General features: G+C 38.4%; 23 protein-coding genes. 17 read left to right on the forward strand and 6 right to left on the reverse strand.

Annotated features, from left to right (window positions below; translation table 11 throughout):
• Positions 1 to 118 precede the first annotated feature (118 nt).
• From B9Y87_RS20205 to B9Y87_RS20225, 5 genes are read left to right on the forward strand one after another with little or no spacing between them, the layout of a single operon-like run.
• The gene (locus B9Y87_RS20205) at positions 119 to 1042 is read left to right on the forward strand and encodes an ABC transporter ATP-binding protein (protein WP_085500774.1); all 924 of its coding nucleotides are present in this window, start codon (positions 119 to 121) and stop codon (positions 1040 to 1042) included.
• 5 nt (positions 1043 to 1047) lie between these two features.
• A complete protein-coding gene (locus B9Y87_RS20210; RefSeq protein ID WP_085500775.1) occupies positions 1048 to 2385 on the forward strand; it encodes an ABC transporter permease in 1338 nt (445 codons plus the stop codon).
• Position 2386: 1 nt separating this feature from the next.
• The gene (locus B9Y87_RS20215) at positions 2387 to 3283 is read left to right on the forward strand and encodes a mechanosensitive ion channel family protein (RefSeq protein ID WP_085500776.1); all 897 of its coding nucleotides are present in this window, start codon (positions 2387 to 2389) and stop codon (positions 3281 to 3283) included.
• Positions 3273 to 4151 (forward strand): DUF6268 family outer membrane beta-barrel protein, encoded by an 879-nt coding sequence (locus B9Y87_RS20220; protein WP_085500777.1) that lies wholly within the window; start codon positions 3273 to 3275, stop codon positions 4149 to 4151. Before B9Y87_RS20215 ends, B9Y87_RS20220 begins: the two co-directional genes overlap by 11 nt.
• Positions 4152 to 4162: 11 nt before the next feature.
• Positions 4163 to 5326, forward strand: a complete 1164-nt coding sequence (locus B9Y87_RS20225) for a sigma-54-dependent transcriptional regulator (protein ID WP_085500778.1) — start codon at positions 4163 to 4165, stop codon at positions 5324 to 5326.
• A 159-nt stretch (positions 5327 to 5485) separates the two neighbouring features.
• Here B9Y87_RS20225 and B9Y87_RS20230 read toward each other — a convergent pair whose 3' ends face one another.
• Entirely contained in the window at positions 5486 to 6175 is a 690-nt protein-coding gene (locus tag B9Y87_RS20230) for a hypothetical protein (protein ID WP_085500779.1), read from the reverse strand.
• A gap of 409 nt (positions 6176 to 6584) precedes the next feature.
• On the opposite strand from B9Y87_RS20230, the gene B9Y87_RS20235 reads away from it, so the two are divergent.
• The 3 genes from B9Y87_RS20235 (at position 6585) to B9Y87_RS20245 (ending at position 9924) form a co-directional block, all read left to right on the forward strand.
• Positions 6585 to 7463, forward strand: coding sequence for a PPK2 family polyphosphate kinase (locus tag B9Y87_RS20235; RefSeq protein WP_085500780.1), 879 nt, complete (start codon positions 6585 to 6587; stop codon positions 7461 to 7463).
• The gene (locus B9Y87_RS20240; protein WP_085500781.1) at positions 7460 to 8833 is read left to right on the forward strand and encodes a M20/M25/M40 family metallo-hydrolase; all 1374 of its coding nucleotides are present in this window, start codon (positions 7460 to 7462) and stop codon (positions 8831 to 8833) included. Before B9Y87_RS20235 ends, B9Y87_RS20240 begins: the two co-directional genes overlap by 4 nt.
• Before the next feature lie 158 nt (positions 8834 to 8991).
• Complete coding sequence (locus B9Y87_RS20245) at positions 8992 to 9924, forward strand: peptidylprolyl isomerase (RefSeq protein WP_085500782.1); 933 nt, start codon at positions 8992 to 8994, stop codon at positions 9922 to 9924.
• A gap of 476 nt (positions 9925 to 10400) precedes the next feature.
• Here B9Y87_RS20245 and B9Y87_RS20250 read toward each other — a convergent pair whose 3' ends face one another.
• Positions 10401 to 10592 (reverse strand): cold-shock protein, encoded by a 192-nt coding sequence (locus B9Y87_RS20250; RefSeq protein ID WP_026812084.1) that lies wholly within the window; start codon positions 10590 to 10592, stop codon positions 10401 to 10403.
• Between the two features lie 356 nt (positions 10593 to 10948).
• Positions 10949 to 11587: a peroxiredoxin gene (locus B9Y87_RS20255; RefSeq protein ID WP_072864594.1), complete on the reverse strand. Its 639-nt coding sequence runs from the start codon at positions 11585 to 11587 to the stop codon at positions 10949 to 10951.
• A 364-nt stretch (positions 11588 to 11951) separates the two neighbouring features.
• On the opposite strand from B9Y87_RS20255, the gene B9Y87_RS20260 reads away from it, so the two are divergent.
• A complete protein-coding gene (locus B9Y87_RS20260) occupies positions 11952 to 12503 on the forward strand; it encodes a YfiT family bacillithiol transferase (RefSeq protein WP_085500783.1) in 552 nt (183 codons plus the stop codon).
• 72 nt (positions 12504 to 12575) lie between these two features.
• On the opposite strand, the gene B9Y87_RS20265 is transcribed toward B9Y87_RS20260, so the two are convergent.
• Positions 12576 to 13136, reverse strand: coding sequence for a thioredoxin family protein (locus tag B9Y87_RS20265; RefSeq protein ID WP_085500784.1), 561 nt, complete (start codon positions 13134 to 13136; stop codon positions 12576 to 12578).
• Between the two features lie 364 nt (positions 13137 to 13500).
• Here B9Y87_RS20265 and B9Y87_RS20270 point away from each other — a divergent pair, with 364 nt between their 5' ends.
• From B9Y87_RS20270 to B9Y87_RS20280, 3 genes are all read left to right on the forward strand, one after another.
• On the forward strand, positions 13501 to 13839 hold the full coding sequence (locus B9Y87_RS20270; protein ID WP_085500785.1) for a tRNA-binding protein: 339 nt from the start codon (positions 13501 to 13503) through the stop codon (positions 13837 to 13839).
• A 69-nt stretch (positions 13840 to 13908) separates the two neighbouring features.
• Positions 13909 to 14763: a bile acid:sodium symporter family protein gene (locus B9Y87_RS20275; RefSeq protein ID WP_085500786.1), complete on the forward strand. Its 855-nt coding sequence runs from the start codon at positions 13909 to 13911 to the stop codon at positions 14761 to 14763.
• Complete coding sequence (locus tag B9Y87_RS20280; RefSeq protein ID WP_176225693.1) at positions 14760 to 15812, forward strand: lysophospholipid acyltransferase family protein; 1053 nt, start codon at positions 14760 to 14762, stop codon at positions 15810 to 15812. The genes B9Y87_RS20275 and B9Y87_RS20280 overlap by 4 nt, the downstream gene beginning before the upstream one ends.
• 68 nt (positions 15813 to 15880) lie before the next feature.
• Here the strand turns inward: B9Y87_RS20280 and B9Y87_RS20285 are convergent, their stop codons facing one another.
• Together B9Y87_RS20285 and B9Y87_RS20290 are read right to left on the reverse strand one after the other, a co-directional pair.
• A complete protein-coding gene (locus B9Y87_RS20285; RefSeq protein WP_072864583.1) occupies positions 15881 to 16252 on the reverse strand; it encodes a PUR family DNA/RNA-binding protein in 372 nt (123 codons plus the stop codon).
• Positions 16253 to 16332: 80 nt separating this feature from the next.
• On the reverse strand, positions 16333 to 18087 hold the full coding sequence (locus B9Y87_RS20290) for an ABC transporter ATP-binding protein (RefSeq protein WP_085500788.1): 1755 nt from the start codon (positions 18085 to 18087) through the stop codon (positions 16333 to 16335).
• A 179-nt stretch (positions 18088 to 18266) separates the two neighbouring features.
• Between B9Y87_RS20290 and nusB the strand changes: the two genes are divergently transcribed.
• From nusB to B9Y87_RS20315, 5 genes are all read left to right on the forward strand, one after another.
• Positions 18267 to 19214, forward strand: a complete 948-nt coding sequence (nusB, locus tag B9Y87_RS20295; RefSeq protein ID WP_085500789.1) for a transcription antitermination factor NusB — start codon at positions 18267 to 18269, stop codon at positions 19212 to 19214.
• A gap of 132 nt (positions 19215 to 19346) precedes the next feature.
• The gene (locus B9Y87_RS20300) at positions 19347 to 19820 is read left to right on the forward strand and encodes a DUF1573 domain-containing protein (RefSeq protein ID WP_085500790.1); all 474 of its coding nucleotides are present in this window, start codon (positions 19347 to 19349) and stop codon (positions 19818 to 19820) included.
• A 12-nt stretch (positions 19821 to 19832) separates the two neighbouring features.
• Complete coding sequence (gene yajC, locus B9Y87_RS20305) at positions 19833 to 20120, forward strand: preprotein translocase subunit YajC (protein WP_085500791.1); 288 nt, start codon at positions 19833 to 19835, stop codon at positions 20118 to 20120.
• Between the two features lie 96 nt (positions 20121 to 20216).
• On the forward strand, positions 20217 to 21536 hold the full coding sequence (locus B9Y87_RS20310; RefSeq protein ID WP_085500792.1) for a Gfo/Idh/MocA family protein: 1320 nt from the start codon (positions 20217 to 20219) through the stop codon (positions 21534 to 21536).
• Between the two features lie 182 nt (positions 21537 to 21718).
• Positions 21719 to 22003 (forward strand): DUF3379 domain-containing protein (locus B9Y87_RS20315; RefSeq protein ID WP_139827301.1); only part of this gene is annotated, 285 nt, incomplete at its 3' end.

Genomic DNA, 22003 nt, shown 5'->3' on the forward strand with positions numbered 1-22003 from the left:
TCAGACCTACTACAATGATCGAAGTTAAAATGTGCCAAAAAACTTAAAAAGGAATAATTTATAAATATCCAGCCTATCTCTTAAATCGCAATTATATATCTTTGGGGAAATTGCGTGCATGAATAATATATTGGTCGCTAAGGAAGTTTCCAAGCAGTTTGGGAGCCATATAGCTCTCAACAAAGTTTCATTGGAAATTCCCAAAAATAGTATCTACGGTCTGTTAGGACCCAACGGAGCGGGGAAAACCACCTTAATACGTATAATTAATCAGATAATCTATCCGGATCAAGGGTCCATATACTTTGATGGTAAGCCTTTGCAGGCCCAGCATATTGCCAAGATTGGATATTTACCAGAGGAAAGGGGATTATATAAAAGCATGAAAGTAGGGGAGCAGGCCCTGTATCTTGCCCAATTAAAGGGACTGTCCAAATCCGACGCCAAAATCAGGTTAAAATATTGGTTCGATAGATTGGAGATTGGGGATTGGTGGAACAAGAAAATTCAGGAACTTTCCAAGGGGATGGCCCAAAAGATCCAATTTATTGTTACGGTTTTGCACGAGCCAAAGCTTCTGATCTTTGATGAGCCCTTTAGTGGTTTTGATCCTATAAATGCCAACCTTATTAAAGATGAAATCCTTCAACTAAGGGATAAGGGAACTACTATAATTTTTTCTACCCACCGAATGGAATCTGTTGAGGAATTATGCGAGTATATTGCCTTGGTGCATCAATCTGAGAAAATATTGGATGGTAAACTTAGCGATATTAAAAAGGCGTATAAAAATAATATTTACAAGGTAGGGCTAGGTGTGCAAAGTGCCAATGGACTCTTGGAGGATCTAAAGGATAAATTCGAGATTCTATCTTCGGAATATCTGGACGGTGGATCGCAACTAAATTTTACGGTACAATTGCCCTCCGATGATACAGGCCCCTTTCTATCGCATTTGTCGGGTAAGGCAAATGTCAATAATTTCATGGAGACGATTCCATCGGCAAACGACATATTTATTAGAACCGTTCAATCCAAATAATATTTATGGGTAAGTTATCGCTAATCATAAAACGCGAATATTTAGCAAAAGTTCGAAATAAATCATTTGTGGTCATGACTTTCCTGAGTCCTATCCTCATGGTAGGGATGGTGGTACTTATTGTTTATTTGACCAAGATCAATGATAACGAAATAAGGACTATTGGCATATTAAATGAAAGCAATTATTTTTCTACGGATTTTCAGGGAACGGAAAGCAATTCGTTTGTAAAGTTTAAGGGCATTGGCTTGGAGGCGGCTAAGGATTCAATTCAAAAAATGGGATTTTACGGCTTGCTATACATTCCTAATGAACAGGACTTGGAACAAGTGGCAAGTAGATCCTTTTTTTACAGCAAAGATGCTCCGGGTTCTTCCCTATTAAATAATTTGGAAAATGTGTTTAAAGACCGTTTGCGTTTGCAGCGATTACAGAAATTAGGGGTGTCGGTATCCGATTTTGAAAGTGTTGACAATAATTTTGAAATCAAGACTGCTACCTTTACCGGGGAACAGAACTTGAAAGGAATAACCGAAATCAAGGCTTTTATAGGGGGGGCATTCGGATACCTGATTATGATGTTCATTATTATTTATGGTGGTTTTGTTATGCGTAGTGTAATTGAGGAAAAAACAACCAGGATAATAGAAGTCATTATCTCTTCGGTGAAACCATTTCAGCTTATGCTGGGAAAAATTATAGGGACCTCCTTGGCAGGAGTTACCCAATTTGCCATCTGGATTATATCCGCTTTTGTAATGTTCGGTGTATTGATTCTGGTATTCGATATTGATCCATCCGCCCTTAATTCCGGGGCAGGTAATACCCCTGGCTTGATAGGGGGGGCTGCCTATGTGGCAGCATCCGATTCTGCCATGCAATTATATGCGAACGAACTATTTAGGATTCCTTGGATAATGCTTATTTGTTTTTTTGTCATCTATTTTGTCTTGGGCTACCTAATATACAGCTCAATATATGCGGCAATCGGGGCAGCGGTGGACAACGAAACGGATACACAACAGTTTATATTTCCTATTATATTACCTTTAATGTTGGCCATTTATGTAGGTTTCTTTTCCGTCTTCAACAACCCTCATGGCCCAATAGCTGTAGGATTCTCATTATTTCCGTTAACATCGCCTATCGTAATGCTCATGCGTCTTCCCGGGGGTATCGGTGAAGGAGGTGTACCTGTTTGGGAGGTTGCCGTTTCAATTCTTCTTTTAATGATCACTTTTATAGGTATCGTGTGGTTGGCGGCCAAAATATATAGGGTGGGCATATTGATGTACGGAAAAAAGCCTTCGTATAGGGATTTGCTTAAATGGCTGAAATATTAGTATGGAAAAATTAAAGAATTTTTTTGATGGCCTAAATGAATTCCTAAGCTATAAAATTTGGAATGGGGATAAGGTGGACTTAACGGCAGCTACCTTTTTAACCATTATAATTTCTATAATCGTAGTGAATTTTTTATTAAAACTGATTCACAAATTGGTCACTGCAAAGTTGCCCGAGGAGGACAAGAATAAATTTATCAGTGTCTTTGGATTTTTAAGATACCTGTTCTACATAATTGTGGTATTGGTCATCCTACATACCTCTGGAGTTAATCTCACGGTTTTATTGACCGCATCTGCGGCACTGTTTGTAGGTTTGGGATTTGCCCTTCAATACTTGTTTCAGGATATCATCTCTGGTATACTAATCATTACGGATCAATCCTTACGTGTAGGGGATATCGTGGAGGTAAATCAAAAAGTGGGTAGGGTTTTTGAAATACGGTTAAGGACTACCAGGGCGCTTACAAGGGATGACAAGGTAATCATAATCCCCAACCACCAATTTTTGACGGATAGTATTTATAATTACACCCAAAATCATAAAAGTACTAGGGAGAGCGTTAAGGTTGGTGTAGCCTATGGAAGCGATGTTGTTTTGGTGACAAAAATTTTGGAAGATATCGCTAGTGAACAAAAAGGGATCTTAAAAAATCCTAAGCCTTTTGTATTATTTGAAGATTTTGGGGATTCTGCCTTATTGTTTTCCATCAATTTTTTCATTAATGATAGTTATGGAGATCCAAAAATTAAAAGTGCTATGCGGTATATCATTGATGCTAAATTTAGGGAACACAATATAAGTATTCCATTTCCCCAAAGGGATGTTCACGTGTTTCAATCCGGTCCAATGGAAACTAAGCAAGTTGAAAATAAGAATATTGGGAATGGGAATTAGAATAAAAGGATGGGAATTCTTATTGGGATTCTTTTTGTCGATCAATTTTTGTTCTGCCCAAACACCGGATGTTTTTAGGTTAGAGTATATGCTAATGCCAAGAAATACGGCGGAAGCAAAATTGTCCAGAATTAAATTGGTAGCCAATTTACCAATTAAAGTGGGGAAGAACGACAATATTATTGTAGGGGGCGAATACAATCGCATAGAATACGATCTAAACCGTAAAACACCTTATGACGATGTAATAACCGAAACATTTCATGTAGCCGATTTAAATATGGCCTACATATTGCAATACAATCAGGATTGGCGCTTTGTTGGGGTTGTAACGCCAAGATTGTCTTCAACTTTGACCAACGATATTGGTCAGGGAGATGTCTCCGTAAATATGACCATAGGGGCGCTTCGGGATAGGCCAAAAATTGAGAAACCAACCCGTTTGGTATTGGGAATAGCTTATAACTCTACAGTGGCCGTTAGAGTGCCCTTGCCCTTGGTCTATTATGAAAAGAGATTTCATCCCAATTGGGCCTATGTGGTTGGAGCTCCAAAAAGTGGTATGAAGTATTTTTTTAACGATAACCATATGCTGCAAACAGAGTTTATTTTGGATGGATATTACGTTAATTTACAAAATACGGTGATTAGCTCGGATTCTGGTGTTGCCTCTTCCATTTCCACCTCGGTGGCTTTGTTTACGTTGGGGTACCAATATGCAGTGGCCAAAAATGTTTTCTTTTATGGTTACGCAGGCCACACCTTGTTTCAGGCAGGGGTGCTTAGGGATGAGGACCGAAATGATATTTTTACATTGAACGACCAACCTAGTTTCTATTTTAGGACAGGTTTTAGAATTGGAATTTAAAATAATTTAATATGTCTAGAATACTAGTTATAGAGGATGAATCGGCCATTAGAAGGGTTTTGGTGAAAATCCTTTCGGAAGAAAATGAAAACTATAAAGTAGAGGAGGCGGAAGATGGGTTGATGGGATTGGAAGCAATAAAAAAAGAGGATTTCGATCTTGTCCTGTGCGATATAAAGATGCCAAAAATGGATGGGGTAGAGGTTTTGGTAGCTGCGAGAAAAATTAAGCCTGAAATTCCTTTTATTATGATTTCCGGACACGGAGACCTGGATACGGCCGTGAATACCATGAGACTCGGGGCCTTCGATTATATTTCAAAACCACCGGACCTAAACAGGTTGTTGACCACAGTGCGCAATGCTTTGGATAGAAAGGATTTGGTGGTTGAGAACAAGATCTTAAAGAAAAAAGTGAGTAAAAACTATGAAATGATCGGGGATAGTAAGGAAATCTCCGTAATCAAGGAAATGATAGAGAAGGTGGCCCCAACCGATGCGAGAGTGCTCATTACGGGTTCCAATGGTACCGGTAAGGAACTTGTGGCCCATTGGATCCATGAAAAAAGCGAACGCAATGCCAATCCTTTGATAGAGGTCAACTGCGCGGCAATTCCTTCAGAATTAATTGAAAGTGAACTTTTTGGACATGTAAAGGGGGCTTTTACTTCTGCTGTTAAGGATAGGGCAGGTAAATTTGAGGCCGCCAATAATGGCACCATTTTTTTGGACGAAATAGGCGATATGAGCCTTTCCGCCCAAGCAAAGGTTTTAAGGGCACTTCAGGAGAATAAAATAAGCAGGGTTGGATCGGATAAGGATATTAAGGTAGATGTTAGGGTAGTGGCCGCAACCAATAAGGATTTAAAAAAGGAAATAGAAGGCGGAAGGTTTCGTGAAGATCTATACCATAGGTTGGCTGTAATTCTTATTAAGGTACCTGCCCTAAACGATAGAAGGGACGATATTCCTTTACTCATTAAGCATTTCTCGGAAAAAATAGCCGCTGAACAGGGTACCGCACCCAAAAAATTTTCGGCAAAGGCAATAGACCTATTAAAAGGATATGATTGGACTGGAAATATTAGGGAATTGAGAAATGTTGTGGAGCGCCTTATAATACTTGGGGGCAATGAAGTAACCGATGAAGACGTAAAATCTTTTGCCAGTAAATAAACAGTTTTGGTTATATTGTAGAAAGTCTTTCAAAATAATTCAGGATGTTAATGAATATTGAAAAGCTATCAATGTGTATCTAAAAAAAAAAGACTGAAACATCATTGGCTGCCTAGGATGTAATGCACACATAATTTATTTATGGATGCGTACAAATTTCTAGTTTTTGCAGCTACTCAACTTCTTAAGGGCATTGGCCGCAATTTCCTTGGTTTTTAGGTTGTAATATTTTTTACCTTCCGAAAGATTGGGCTTAAGAAGTTGCTGTTCACAAATATCGTACACATTTTGTGTAAATGCCTTGGCCTCCTTACAATCTACGGATTCTACCACCTTGTCCAAAGATGCTTTGAACTTTTCCAAAGCAATATCCACTTTAATTTGCATGTTGTTCTTATCCATAGGCTTTTGTGAATCTTTTTCGGCAATGGAAGTCTTGGTGTTCATAGCCAAAACATCATTATTGTACTTGCTGTTGTGGGAATCATGTTCGTCCAATGCCTCCATGCTTCCCGAAGCATTATCCAATGCCTTTTTTAATAAAATCTTTACACTTGGCATAGAGGTGGCCTTAGTGGCGTTGGTTAAGTTGGTAGAACTTTCATGTAAAAGCTCCATGGCGTGCTCACATCCACAATCCTCTAATTGCGATTTTGATTTCACTATGGCGTTCAGCGCCTTATACGCGAAATATTTGGACATATTAATATCCTCTGTGGCTATTGCCTTTTCAGTTTGTGATTGAATGTAGCCAATGTTGGAACCGGCATACTCACAGGCTTTGTTACTTCTAAAAGATGAAAAAATAAACACTGCCAAAGAACCAACAGCTATAACGGAAAGTCTCATAAAGTAGGTTTTAGTTCATTGTTATACTGGGAAATATAACCTTGTAAAGGTAATCGTCCGACTTTATTATTTTATGATTTTTTCGACGAAGTACAGAATTGGACCATTTTTTTAGACCAACTGAAACTTTTCATGGATATAAGGTTAGGTTTTGATTTGGAATCCTTTATTAAGCATCGATGAAGTCCATTATGGATTACGTTACCCTATTGAAAGTTAAGATGATTCCTAATTGGTTTTAGTGCTAATGGCCTGCCAAGGGATTTGATTTCGGTGACAGCTAGAATTGGGCAATAATTGAGGAAATTTGACTGCTTAGGGCATTCAGGCCCTAACTTTTAGGTAATTTGAAAAATTTCATATATTTTTTATTTTCAATTGCTCAGCAATGTAGCACTAAAACCAATTCATGAAGAACATAGAAGCAGCGACCTATAGGGTGGATAGCGAAATTAGATTATCCGATCTAAATACGAGGGAAGATTTAGAATCTTCCGATAAAAAATTAAGGAAAGCACTGGAAAGCGTTAGGATTGAGCTGGGAGAGTTTCAGGACACCTTGTATGCCCACTCCAAGTACAGTGTCTTAATTTGTTTGCAGGGTATGGATACTGCAGGGAAGGACAGCTTGATCAGGGAAGTGTTTAAAGATTTTAATGCAAGGGGAGTGGTGGTCCACAGTTTTAAGGTGCCCACTGAACTGGAATTAAAACACGATTATATTTGGCGACATTATATTGCCCTGCCTGCTAAGGGAAAATTTGGGGTTTTTAACCGTACACATTATGAGAATGTTTTGGTGACAAGGGTGCATCCGGAATACATAATGAACGAACATATTCCAGGGATCGCCAGTGTAGATGATATAGGCCAAAGTTTTTGGGACAAACGTTTTGAACAGATAAATAATTTTGAACGCCATGTTGCGGAAAATGGGACTATCATATTTAAATTCTTTCTTCATTTGTCCAAAGAAGAGCAGCGACAAAGATTATTGCGAAGATTGGAACTGAAAAAGAAAAATTGGAAGTTTTCCCCTGGCGATTTAAAGGAAAGACTTATTTGGGATCAATACCAAAAATGCTATGAAGAAGCTCTTAACAATACCTCAAATCCGCATGCACCTTGGTTCGTTATTCCTGCGGACAACAAAAAGGCGGCACGGTTAATAGTAGCCACTATTTTACTTGAAGAGTTAAAAAAATACAAAGATATAAGGGAACCGGAACTGGATGAAAAAATAAAGGCTAATTTAGAAGAATATAAAAAACAACTGGAAAACGAATGAGGTATTTATTGTTGGTATTTTTACTAATTGCTATACAAGTTGAAGCGCAGAACAAAGATCAAAAACAAATTGATGAAATATATAAAACGGCCCTCACCAGTGGAAGAGGTTATGTTTGGTTAAATTATTTGTCCAACCAGATCGGCGGAAGACTTTCTGGTTCTTTGCAGGCTCAAAAGGCCGTGGATTACACAAAAAAAATATTGGATTCCATGGGTCTGGACCGTGTTTGGCTTCAGCCTGTAAAAGTCCCGAAGTGGGTGAGGGGAGCTCCGGAATTTGCTTATATAGAGAGCGATCCTGGATTGACAAACAATGTCCCTATTTGTGCCCTGGGAGGATCTGTAGCAACGCCTCTTGGCGGTGTTAAGGCAGGAGTGGTGGAAGTGCAGGGTATTGAAGGCTTAAAGGTATTAGGGAAAGAAAAAATTCAAGGGAAGATCGTGTTTTTTAATAAGGCCATGGACCCAACCAATGTTAACACCTTTCATTCCTATAGCAGTTGCTCCGACCAAAGATACTCGGGTGCGGCCGAAGCTGCCAAATACGGTGCGGTAGGGGTTATAGTAAGGTCGTTGAACCTTCGATTGGACGATTTTCCCCATACGGGGGCCATGAGTTATGGGGACACCCCCATAGCAAGCAGGATTCCCGCAGCAGCCATAAGTACTAACGGAGCCGAATTGCTTAGTGCCACCTTAAAACTGAACCCGGACATAAATTTTTTCTTTAGGCAAAATTGTAAAATATTGCCAGATGTGGATTCCTACAATGTAATTGGGGAAATAAAAGGGAGTACCTATCCAGATGAAATTTTGGTAGTGGGCGGACATTTGGATTCTTGGGATTTGGGTGATGGTTCGCACGATGATGGAGCTGGATGTGTGCAGAGCATGGAAGTACTGAGGTTGCTTAAAGCCACAGGGTATAGGCCAAAGCGTACCATACGGGTGGTGCTCTTTATGAATGAGGAAAATGGACTTCGAGGAGGAACCACCTATGCGGAGCAAGCAGCCAAAAACAATGAGAAACATATTTTTGCCCTCGAGAGTGATTCCGGAGGGTTTACACCCCGAGGTTTTTCTTTTGATTGTAACCAGGCCAATTTTAAACAGGTAGAGAGTTGGAAAGATTTGTTTGAGCCTTATTTGGTACATCTGTTTGTAAAAGGCGGGAGTGGAGCGGATATTGGACCGCTAAAAAATGATACTATTGTTTTAGCCAGTTTAAGACCGGATAGTCAGCGGTATTTTGATCACCACCACTCAGCGAACGACACCTTTGCCCATGTAAATAAACGGGAATTGGAACTTGGAGCTGCTTCAATGGCCAGTTTAATCTACCTTTTTGATCAATATGGCATTAAATAGTTACTAGCTTCCTGTATTTTTAAGAAGACTACGTGGCGGAAGAAAGTTTATAGATTTTTATGTCTAAAAGAAGAAAGATGAATGTTTTCTAATTTACAGAGCTTTTTATAAACAGAAAACTTATCCTTACCTTTGCGGACTAATTAAAAAACAGCGATATGCAAGACGGAATTTACGCAAAATTCAATACTTCGAAAGGAGAAATACTGGTAAAGCTTACCCATGATAAAACCCCTGGAACTGTGGGTAACTTTGTAGCCTTGGCGGAAGGTAATTTAGAAAATAGTATCAAAGCTCAAGGTAAGCCTTACTATGATGGATTAAAATTCCATAGGGTTATTCCCGATTTCATGATTCAAGGTGGCTGTCCGCTGGGAACTGGTACGGGTGACGGAGGTTATAAGTTTGATGATGAATTTCATCCAGACCTTACCCATGACGGACCAGGTGTACTTTCTATGGCCAATGCGGGTCCAGGTACAAATGGAACCCAATTCTTTATTACCCATGTAGCTACTCCGTGGTTAGATAACAAACATACTGTTTTTGGGCACGTAGTAGAAGGTCAGGAGGTGGTAGATGCCATTAAACAAGGTGATAAAATAGAAAGCTTGACCATAGAAAGAATTGGCGCGGAAGCCGATAAATGGAACGCGGTTGAGGCCTTTAGGACTTTTGAGGGTTCGAGGGAAAAAAGACTGGCCGAGGAAAAGAAAAAAATAGCTGCTGAATTGGACAAGGTAGCCGCAGGATTCAATGAAACGGAAAGCGGACTTAGATATAAAATAGTGCAAGAGGGAAAGGGACCCAAATCTGTCAATGGAAAAAATGTTTCGGTCCATTATGAAGGATCCTTGTTGAACGGTCAAGTTTTTGATTCCTCCTATAAGAGAAAGGAACCCATTAGTTTTCAATTGGGTGTAGGCCAAGTTATTCCAGGATGGGACGAGGGTATTGGTTTATTGAAGGTTGGTGACAAAGCTAGATTTGTTATTCCTTCCAATTTAGCCTATGGAAGTGCAGGTGCAGGAGGAGTTATACCGCCAAATGCCACCCTTATATTTGATGTTGAATTAATGGGGATAGGATAAATTCCAATTATTATGTAAAAAAAAAAGACCCCAAGAAATTGGGGTCTTTTTTTTTTTTCTAAAGTTTTGTAAAATTTAGAGTCGACAAAAATATTCAACCCCATGCTGTTAAATATGGGGTTAAACCATAATTGGCAATTTCTTAATAGCTTTTTACCTTTTGGTCCTATTAAGGCTTAAAACCAAAAGGGCTATATTTATTACCAATAATGACAGTAGAATGGTGAAAAAAGTGGTCATGCTCAAGATATTTATAATGGTGTATGTATAGTGTTTTTAGTGAAGATGATAAATGATGGGAATGGTTGCGTAAAAATTATAAATATTACATTTTGAGGTGAAATTATAGAAGATCTGGAATAGAAAAGAAGTGGTTGTAAATTGTTGTCGTAAGATCAATATTGGTGCCCAAGCCCAATAAAAAACCCATCCGATAGGATGGGCTCTATTTTTTAAAAAAAATTGTACCGTAATTATTAAATCACTTTTACATTTACTGCGTTCAATCCTTTTTTACCTTGTTGTAGTTCAAATTCTACAACATCACCTTCGCGAATTTCGTCGATTAAACCTGAAATGTGTACAAAGTGATCTTCGCTTGAGCCTTCTTCAGTGATAAATCCGAAACCTTTGGAGTCATTGAAGAATTTTACTGTTCCTTTATTCATTATAAAATATTAAAAAAATTAAATTAGCCGACAAGATAAGGTTTTATAATTTAACTACATGATTTTTTGATAGTTATATTTTTTTAGATCATCTTTCACGACTTGTGTGTAAGAAAGTAACGGGCTATACAACTGTGTGTTACAGGTGTTGATTCCATAATTGTTTTCCTCTTTTTTTACCTTTCTTTTGTTCCGCTTGTTATCTAATAAGGTGTAGGGGAAATTTATTTCTATAGGTACACACAATTTATTTTTGGAGAGGTGGGGAGATTACCTTGGGTTATAAATAAAAAAGTCTTCCCGGTTTAGGGAAGACTCCATTATTTGATAATGCTTATAGTTACATTACTTGAAAATTAGAGGTTCGGCTGTGGCGTCATCCTTAAATACGGCTTAATCTCTTCCACGCCTTTGGTGAATATTTTTTTGGCATCGTCTGTATTGATAGACGGACTTACTACTACCCTATCTCCATTTTCCCAGTTTGCAGGGGTGGCTACCTTGTGGTAAGCGGTTAATTGCAAGGAATCTATTACCCTAAGCAATTCGTGGAAATTACGTCCTGTGGATGCAGGATAAGTGATTATTAGTTTTACCGTTTTGTCCGGGGCTATGATGTAAACGGAACGTACGGTTAAACTGTCGTTCGCATTTGGATGGATCATATCGTATAGGGTAGAAACCTTTTTATCATCGTCGGCAATAATGGGAAAATTAACTGTGGTATGTTGTGTCTCATTAATATCCTTAATCCACTCACCATGAGATGCAACCCCATCAACGCTTAGTGCCAGCATTTTTACGTTTCGTTTATCGAACTCACCTTTGAATTTTGCGGCAGTACCCAATTCGGTCGTACATACTGGGGTAAAATCCGCCGGATGTGAAAATAAAATTCCCCATCCATCACCCAAATAATCATATAAATTGATCATTCCCATAGAACTATCAGCTGTAAAATCAGGGGCTACGTCGCCCAATCTTATTGTTGCCATATTTTAGTGTTTTTAATTAAAATTTTATTATCCTATAAAATTAGTAGATTATATTGGAACCAACTTTTTTTTAAGGTTAAAAATGTATTAAAATTTAACAAAAAATAGCTGGCTCCTAGTCTTTTTTTTGTTTGATCGCATATTTCGCCCTTGTTTTTTAAATTACTGAAATTCAGATACTATCAATTATTATTGCATCATATGCTTTGTTTTTTTTGTGAAGTTCTCCTTTTTGTGAATAGAGGGCTTCCATTGCGCCAACAATATTCCAACCCTAATAATATACGGGAGCAATATTAAAATTGAGCCCTATTATTTATTGTGTTTACTGTTTTTATTCAATTTACTTCTTTAATTTTATATTATGGAAGAAAGCACCTTAGAAGAATTGAAATATCCCATTGGCCATTTTGTATTTCCAAAGATGGTAAATGATGTAACGCTGTCCGATTGGATCTCCGAATTGGAGGCATTGCCCACCCGTTTGGAGGACTTGGTAGTTCACCTAAGCGAACAGCAATTAAATACACCGTATAGGCCAGGTGGTTGGACAATTAGGCAGTTGGTACATCATATTGGAGATAGCCATCACAATAGTTATACTAGATTTAAATGGGCTTTGACCGAGGATAATCCTATTATCAAAGCTTATGATGAGAAGGAATGGAGCAAGCTATCTGATGCCAATAATGCCCCAATAATACTTTCCTTAAACTATCTTAAGGCACTGCATGCAAAGTTGGTATATCTATTAAAAGGTTTGTCCAAGGCAGATTTGGAAAGGGTATACATACATCCCGATGGTCATATAGCTGTAAGCCTTTTGGAGAATATAGGAAAATACGCCTGGCACGGCAATCATCATTTGGCCCATATAGAAGGAATCATTGATAGGAAGGGATGGAGTTGCCCATAATTTCTTAGGGTATAATTTGGTGGTATAGCCATTTACCTGACCTAGCCAGTAGTTTAAAAACGCAGCTGTAAGCTACTGTTTTTTCCATTTTATATTACAGCCCATACTCGGTTTTTGTTTCGCACTTATTTCGGTACCACTAAGAAGGGCATCCATCGCCGTTCTTAGATCTTCCCCTGTAACGGGTAGACCATTTCCGGGGCGGGAGTCATCAAACTGCCCTCTATATACCAACTTTAAATCGGTATCGAATAAATAAAAATCAGGGGTACATGCCGCATCATACGCTTTGGCCACCTCTTGACTCTCATCGTACAAATAAGGAAAGGTGTATTTCTGTTCTTTACTTATAAGTTTCATTAAATGGGGCGCATCCTGAGGATAGTTTTCTACGTCATTGCTTGAAATTGCTATAAAAGAAATATCTTTAATTTGATATTCCGATGCGGTTTTGACGATTTCGGCGTTCAAATGTTTAACAAAAGGGCAGTGATTGCAGATGAACAATATTACGGTGCCCTTGGAGCCTTTTAAGTCTTGGAGGCTTTTGTGTTGGTCCGTAGTGGTATCGAGTAGTTTAAAGTTGGGTGCTAATGTGCCCAAAGGAAGCATATTACTGGGTGTATTGGCCATGACTTTAATTTTTTTTATAGGTCTTATACAAAGTTAAAGGAAATGCTAGATACTTGTATACAGTTCCGGCATTTGTTATTTTGTGATGAACTGTAAAAAGTTAAAAGCTGATTAAAGATGAAAGAGGCTATACGCGTTCAAAATAAAATGCGGTTACATGTAATATGTAGCACTGGAGTATAAATAAGAATTGGGGTACCTTTGTGGGTTGATGATAAATGTGATTTACTATGGTGGATGTGTAGGATCAAACGAACTGGATTACCAAAGGGTTGGCAAAGAAGTTGCCACTTTTGGCGCATGTTGTATGGACACAGGATGTAATTGTTCCCTGTAAAATAATTGATAAACTTTGAATTGTTAGATGAACGAAACTATTACTTGGCCCGATTTTTCCAAAATAGATATGAGAGTGGGCACTATTATTGAAATTAAAGATTTTCCAGAGGCTAGGAAACCTGCCTATCAAATTCATGTGGATTTTGGCAAGCATATAGGCATTAGGAAAACATCCGCACAAATAACGCAAAGGTATTCCAAGGAAGAACTATTGGGGAAGCAGATAATTGCGGTGGTTAATTTTCCTAAAAAACAAATTGCAAATTTTATGAGCGAATGTCTTATATTAGGGGCTGTTGACGGTTCCGATGTAATATTGTTGCAGCCGCAGGCCGAAGTTGACAATGGACTTAAAATTTCGTAATTTTTGGTAACTATCCCCCTGGATAAGATTCATATAGATTTTAACGAACAATCACTCTGGGTGCTCAATATGGCGTTGGCCCTAGTGATGTTTGGGATTGCTTTGGATATTTCCGTAGATGACTTTAAACGTTTGGCAAGAAAACCCAGGTCACTCTTTGTGGGTGTTTTGAGCCAGTTTGTGTTATTGCCGGCCGTAACCTTTATATTGGTTTTGTTGGTGGAACCCCTGCCGAGTATTGCTTTGGGAATGTTCATGGTAGCCGCATGTCCCGGGGGCAATATTTCCAATTTTATCACTCATTTGGCCAAGGGCAATACGGCCTTGTCCGTAAGCTTAACGGCTATGGCCACCTTACTGGCCGTCTTTATGACCCCATTGAACCTACAGTTGTGGGGTTCCCTTTATGGGCCAACAGCATCAATCCTTAAAGAAGTAGCCATTGCACCTTTTTCCATGGTGAAATTGGTGGCATTGCTTTTGGCATTGCCATTGTTTTTAGGGATGTGGTTAAACCATATCAGACCAAAATTTGCTTCTAAAATTGCCAAGGTTCTAAAAGTACTTTCCTTGGTGTTTTTTATAACCCTCATTTTTATTGCCTTGTATGATAATAGGGATATTTTTATGGAATATGTGCTCTATGTATTCTGGATAGTAGTTTTACACAACCTGTTGGCTTTTGTTACAGGCTATTCGGTGGCCAATTTTTTTAGGCTTTCGCAGAAGGATAAAAGAACAATTGGCATTGAAACCGGAATTCAGAATTCAGGTCTGGGATTATTGCTCATATTTACTTTTTTTGACGGAATGGGCGGCATGGCACTTTTGGCTGCTTTTTGGGGTATATGGCACTTGATATCCGGTTTGGCCATCGCTACTTTTTGGGGTTATTTTCCAATTGATAAAGAAGAATTTGTTTGAGAAGACTGGGCTATCTTATTATTTGGGTTTGGATACGTACGGCCTTGACTTTTTATTTTTCCAAAATAAAGATCGAAGGGTTGCAAAATGTACCTTCGGGAAAACCAATAATGTTTTTGGCAAATCATCAAAACGCTTTGCTAGATGCCTTATTGATAGCAACCCATTGTAGTCGTAAACCTTATTTCCTAACTAGGTCCGATGTATTTAAGACGGCCGTTCTAAAGTCCTTTTTCGAATTTTTACAGATGATTCCCGTGTACAGGATTAGGGACGGAAAGAATTCACTGGCGGGCAATAATGCCATTTTTGAACGCTGCTCCAAATTGCTCCAAGGAAGAGAGGCCATTCTTCTATTTCCAGAAGGAAACCATTCGTTAAAACGTCGGGTTCGGCCATTGAGCAAAGGGTTTACCCGTATTTTATTTCTGGCTTTGGAAAATAATCCGTCATTGGATATCGGTATTGTGCCCATTGGTGTGAATTATGCCAACGCCGAAAAGTTTCCCGACAAGGCTGCATTGTATTATGGCAAAGAGATAAGGGTCCAGGATTTTTTCAATAAAGAGGATTTGACAGGATCTGTAGGCCGACTTAAGGAGGAGGTGTATCATCAATTAAAAAAGCTCACCACCCATATAGATGAAGAATCAAGTTATGGGGACATAGTAGGTAAATTGGATAGGGCCAATGTAGATTATTTAGATCCTGTGCGGGTTAATATTATTTTGGAAAAAGAGGCCTTCCCTGTCCATGGGTCAATTGGAAAAGGAGAAATTGGGCCAAAGTATTACATTTTAAGGGGGTTACTTTTTGTTTTGAATATTCCAATGATCGTTATTTGGTCAAAAGTGATTAAACCAAAGGTAAGTGAACCGGAATTTTTGAGTACGGTGCGATTTATGTACGGCTTAATATTTTTTCCTTTTTTTTATCTTTTATTGTTTGCCGGCTTGCTTACTTTCCTGAATTGGCCTTTTGCTTTAACTGTGTGCATTGCCCATATAGCTCTATACGTGATCCTGGTTAAATTGTGGTGGAAAGACTAAAAACCGGGTTAAAATAAAAACGGCCCCAATTTACTGGGACCGTTATGCTCTTATAAAAAATAGGATGATTAAATATCGTCAAAGCTTACATCTGTAAAACTATCTGTAGAGCTGATAGATCCATTTTCCTCGGAATCTTCCTTTTTAAAATCTTTTTGGTGACGTTCGGAAATAACTTCAACTCCTTTTTCATCGATAATGTAATCCATCATCTCATCCAAATTCTCCTTAAAGGCAGTAAAGTCTTCCTTGTATAAATAAATCTTGTGCTTTTTATAATGAAAAGAACCATCGTCATGGGTGAACTTTTTGCTTTCGGTAACCGTTAAGTAGTAATCTCCTGCCTTTGTGCTTCTAACATCGAAAAAATAAGTTCTTCTTCCTGCTCTTAAAACTTTTGAATAAATTTCTTCTTGGTCCATTAAATCTTTATCGCTCATTTCGTCTAGTGTATAGTTAATTTTTCATAGGTATATATCTGTCAAAAGTGGAAAAAAAAACCTAATATAACAACATTTTTCTATTTTTCTTTCTCAGAAAGTTGGTGCATATAAAGCTCCTTGTAGTATCCTTCTACGGAATTTAATTCTTCATGTGTACCTTCCTGTATTAATTTTCCATTTTCCAAAACTATAATTTTATCCGCGTTTTTAGCTGATGAAACCCTATGGCTTACTATAAGGGTGGTCTTGTTTTTGGATTCTTTTTTTAGTTGGTTTAAAATTTCTTCTTCCGTTTCGGTATCCACAGCGGAAAGACAATCATCGAAAAGATAGATTTGCGGGTCTTTAAGAAGGGCGCGTGCAATTGAAACACGTTGTTTTTGACCCCCGCTTAAAGTGATGCCCCTTTCTCCCAAAACCGTCTCGTACTGTTTGTTGAAACCCATGATATTCTCATGTACTACCGCTTTCTTGGCAACGGCAATAATTTCCTCATCTGTTGAATTTTCTTTTCCAAACTTAATATTGTTTTTTATGGTATCCGAAAAAAGGAAAGCATCCTGGGGTACCGCCCCAATGGATTGTCGCAGGCTTTGCAGATTTAATTCCTTAATTGGTACGTCATCTATAAGGATTTCTCCGGAGTCAATATCGTACAAACGGGCAATTAGGTCCAATATGGTTGATTTCCCTGAACCGGTTTTTCCCAATATGGCAACTGTCTGGCCCTTGTTTACCGTAAAAGATATGTTGTTAAGGGCAGTAATGTTGGTGTCCTCGTAGGTGAAGGTTACATTTTTAAACTCAATTTTTCCTTTAATAGGGGTTTCCTCCTTAACCGTACTTACGATGTTGGGTTCTTCCTGCAAAAATTGATTTATACGTTTTTGCGAGGCTTCCGCCCGTTGCACTATGGAGGTAACCCAACCCACAACGGCTACCGGCCAGGTAAGCATGTTTACATATAGGATAAACTCGGCTATGATTCCAATAGAGGCTATTTCTCCATCTATATATTGTTTGCCACCAATGTAGATGACAAAAATATTACTGATCCCGATCAACAGAATCATCAGTGGGAAGAACCAGGCATTGACTTTGGCCAAATCCATACTTTTGCTTTTTCCGTCCAGTGCCAAATTGTTCAACTCGGCATTTACTTTGGGTTCCAAGGCATACGCTTTAATGACCGAAATTCCTGAAAAGGATTCCTGGGTAAAAGTGGAAAGGGTTGACAAAAATTCCTGTACAATTGTACTGCGTTTATGTATGATTTTGCTGATCTGATAGATCAATACGGAAAGTATGGGTAAGGGTAGCAAGGCATATAAAGCCAGAACGGGAGCCTTGATAAACATTAGCGGCACCAGGCAAACAAAAAGAGTTAGTGTTTGTATGCCGTACATAATGGCCGGCCCACCATACAATCTTACCTGATTTACATCTTCACTTATCCTATTCATTAGATCACCTGTCCTATTTTTTTTGTAAAAATTAAGACTCAATAGTTGGTAATGGTCAAATACTTCATTCTTTAAATCATATTCAATGTACCGGGAAACATTAATAATGGTCTGCCTCATCAGAAATGTAAAAAAACCGGACAACAGTGCTGCTCCTACTATAATCAGTATGTATTCCAATAACATTTCCTTGGCTTCGGACTTCAGGATATTATTACCTATATAACCTTCAACAACTTCAATGGATTTTTTTACATATGAGGGCATGACCAATTGAAAAATACGGGCAACCATAGTAATTATGATACCAACAAGAAGCTTAAATCGGTACTTCCTAAAATATTTATTTAGATGTTGAAGTTCTTTCATCGGTTATGAAACAGGAATTGCAGGAATTTGGATTACAATTCGGCAAAGATAGTTTTTTGAATCTTAACCAAATGTTATAAAACACATAAGATAATACCCAAAAAGGTAGTTAGGATTAAAAAATATAATCCTATTTTTGTACCCGAAAGTTTTATATATCTTACTAAAGTTCTTTAAAAATGCTTACAAGAAGGCACATTAGGGTTAAAGTTATGCAATGTATTTATGCATTGACGCAATCGAAGGATGATTCCCTTGAAAAACAAGAGAAATTTTTAAAAGTAAGCATAGAGAACATGTACACGCTTTACCTGTTGATGCTGAGCCTTTTTATAGAGTTGCATGAAAGGGCAGAGAATCAGTTAAGCCTTTCCTCAAAAAAATATCTAAAAAACACTACGGATTCTTATCCCAACAAGGAAAAATTCCTGAGGAATAAACTTTTGCTTCAAATTGCCGAGAACAAGACGCTAAAGGATGAATTGTCCAAAAGAAAATTGAACAACTGGTATTTGAACGAAGAGTATATCAGGATAATCTACAATGAGGTTATGGAAAGCGATATATATGCCAAATATATGTCCAATCCGGATAGCACTTATGAAGAGGACAAAAAGCTTATTATAGATTTGTTCCGGGATATAATTGCACCCAACGAGAAGATATACGATTATTTTGAAGATGACAAATTAACATGGGTAGACGACATCCCCATTGTAAATACCTTTCTTTTAAAGCAGTTTAAAAAAGTGAAGGAAAGCACTGTTCCGTCTTATTTTTTGCCGCCCCTATTTAAGGATGAGGACGATATGGTATATGCCAATAGGCTTTTAACGAAAACATTGTTGAACAATTCCAAATTGGAACAGGAGATAGAGGGGAAAACCCCCAATTGGGATAAGGATCGAATTGCGGACATTGATGCCATACTTTTAAAAATGGCAATCTGCGAGCTGCTCAATTTTCCATCCATACCGGAACGGGTTACCATAAACGAATTTTTAGAGATTGCCAAGGAATACTCCACTCCCAAGAGTAGCATATTCATTAATGGAATTTTGGATAAGCTGGTAAGGGAATATAAGGACGATGGAAAACTAAAAAAAGTTGGTAGGGGTTTGTTATAAACAAATATTCCTTAATTTTGCGCAAATAAAAATTAATAGGGATGAAAAGAACCATATTAATTCTTGAAATCCACCAAGATTATTAATGGCGAATTACATTTTACCTTTTAATAAATAATTAAATTTAAACAGATGAAAAGAATATTCTTAACCTTAAGTATTATTTCTGTTCTTGTCCTTTCTTCCTGTAAGGAAAAGGCCTCCAGTAAAATTGAAGCTTCCAATGTAGAAGTTGCTGCCGAAAGGGATGCGGCTGCAAAAAGTCTTCCTGTTATGGAGTTCGATAAAGTTGAGCACGATTTTGGATCAATAGATCAAAATGCCCCGCAGGAAACAATTTTTACATTTACGAATACTGGTGATGCTCCTTTGATTATTACGGATGCAAAAAGTAGCTGTGGTTGTACTATTCCGGAATATCCAAAAAATACTCCAATAGCGCCAGGTGAAAAAGGTGAGTTGTTGGTTAAGTTTAACGGTTCTGGACAAAATCAGGTTACCAAAAATATTACCGTTACCGCCAACACTAGCAAAGGTACTGAAACTCTTACAATTAAAGCATTTGTAACTCCAAAAGGAGCAGGTCCGGTAGGTCCTGTTAAATAAGTAGATAAAATTATGTTAGAACAATATCCATATCTTCCACTGATATTAATGTTTGTGGTGGTGTATTTTTTTATGATCGCACCGCAGAGAAAACGTCAAAAACAAGAGAAGAAATTTGCCGAAGAATTAAAAAGGGGAGATAAAGTTGTTACCAAGAGTGGTATGCACGGAAAAGTTGTGGATTTAAATGACAGTGATTTTTCCTGTGTTATAGAAACCATGGCCGGGAAAATAAAATTTGACCGTACTGCCATATCTATGGAGATGAGCAAAAAAGTAAACGCACCTGAAAAGAAGTAATTTTTTTCTTAAATAATTTAGAAAGCACCAACCAAAAGTTGGTGCTTTTTTGTTGTAAAATTTTGTACATTAAGGACTTATTAAATCCATAATTTCATGATTCACAACAGAAGAAAATTCATTAAGCAGAGCGGTCTTATGGCAATGGGGACCGGAGCGGCATTTTTATTTCCGATGGAGCTATTGGCTTCCATACGGGGGAATATAAGTCCAAACGACAAAATTGGTGTAGGCCTGATAGGGTGTAATGGTATGGGCTTTAGCGATTTGACTTCCATGCTTAAAATGAGTGAAATACAAGTTGTGGCACTTTGTGATGTAGATGATAGTGTTTTAAAAAAGAGAACATCCGATTTGGATAAGGCAGGAATAAAAAAGCCAAAGTTATATAAGGATTATAGGGAATTATTGGAGGATAAGGATGTTGATGTGGTAATTATAGGGACGCCCGACCATTGGCATTGTCTACAGCTGTCCGATGCCGTTAACGCTGGTAAGGATGTATATTGTGAAAAACCCTTGGCCAATTCCATAGAGGAATGCAACCTTATGTTAAATTCTGTTCAGGCAAGTGACAGAATGGTACAAATAGGGCAGTGGCAAAGAAGTCAGCCTCATTTTGTGGATGCAATAGAATTTGTCCATTCCGGAAAATTAGGGGAAATTCGTTTGGCAAAAGCGTGGGCCTATCAGGGTTGGAAGGGGTCTATTCCTGTTTTGCCCGATACTGCAGCTCCTGCTGGAGTGGATTATGGCATGTGGTTGGGACCCGCTCCGAAAAGACCGTTTAATGCCAATAGGTTTCATTTTAATTTTAGATGGTACTGGGATTATGCCGGAGGTTTAATGACAGATTGGGGAGTTCATTTAATGGATTATGCCCTATATGGAATGAAGGCCCACACTCCTAAATCGGTGATGGCCCTGGGCGGTAAGTTTGCCTATCCCGAAGATGCTTCGGAAACACCGGATACCTTGCAGACCGTCTATGAGTACGATGGTTTTTCAATTTTGTGGGAACATGCTACAGGGATAGATAATGGTAATTACGGTCGCAATCATGGTATTTCCTTTATTGGCAATAACGGAACACTAGTTTTGGATCGAAATGGTTGGGAGGTAATATCGGAAAAGAATAAGATGAAGAGCATTCCATTACAAAAAAACCAAGGTAGCGGATTGGATAAACATACCGTGAATTTTATTGAAGCTGTGAAATCTAGGGACGGATCTAAATTAAAAGCTCCTTTAAAAGTGGGGTATGACGCGGCTTTGGTTTGCCATATGGGAAATATAGCTTTTAAAACCGGCAATAGGATATATTGGGACAATACTTCCGGGCAATTTTCGGATGCTGCTTCGAATACACTGATAAACGCCCATTACCACAACGGTTGGCAGTTACCAAGGGGGTAATCAGGTATATTGTGTGCCTTGAAGCTTGGTTCCATTAGTGCAGTTCCAATGGTTAACTGTTGATTTAGAATGAATCACTTTCATATTTTTTTGTCAATACTGTCTATATAGGGAGTAATATTTACTTATAGTATTGTAGGGGGGTCCCATTTTTTATGGGATTACCTTTAAAACAATGTATTTTGAGAAAAGATAAGTCACGATCCATGGATCCCGTAGTGCTGACCGAGGCGGAAAGGGAAGAGTTAAGAACACGGATCCTAGGGTCCGTCCGTTCGCTGAATACCAGAAGGCGTCGGGCCAGGTATGCCCTAGGCATGGCCATGGCCGCTTCCCTGGCCATTATTGCCGGTTTGGTGTTTCTAAGGGAAAGTCCCACTGCCACTATATCCGATTTTGCCAGGACCACGGCCACCGTGGACGGCAAGGGTACGGACAAGGTAGTACTGGTCCTTGACGGCGGCGAG

Source organism: Arenibacter troitsensis (assembly GCF_900177645.1).
Lineage (GTDB): Bacteria > Bacteroidota > Bacteroidia > Flavobacteriales > Flavobacteriaceae > Arenibacter > Arenibacter troitsensis.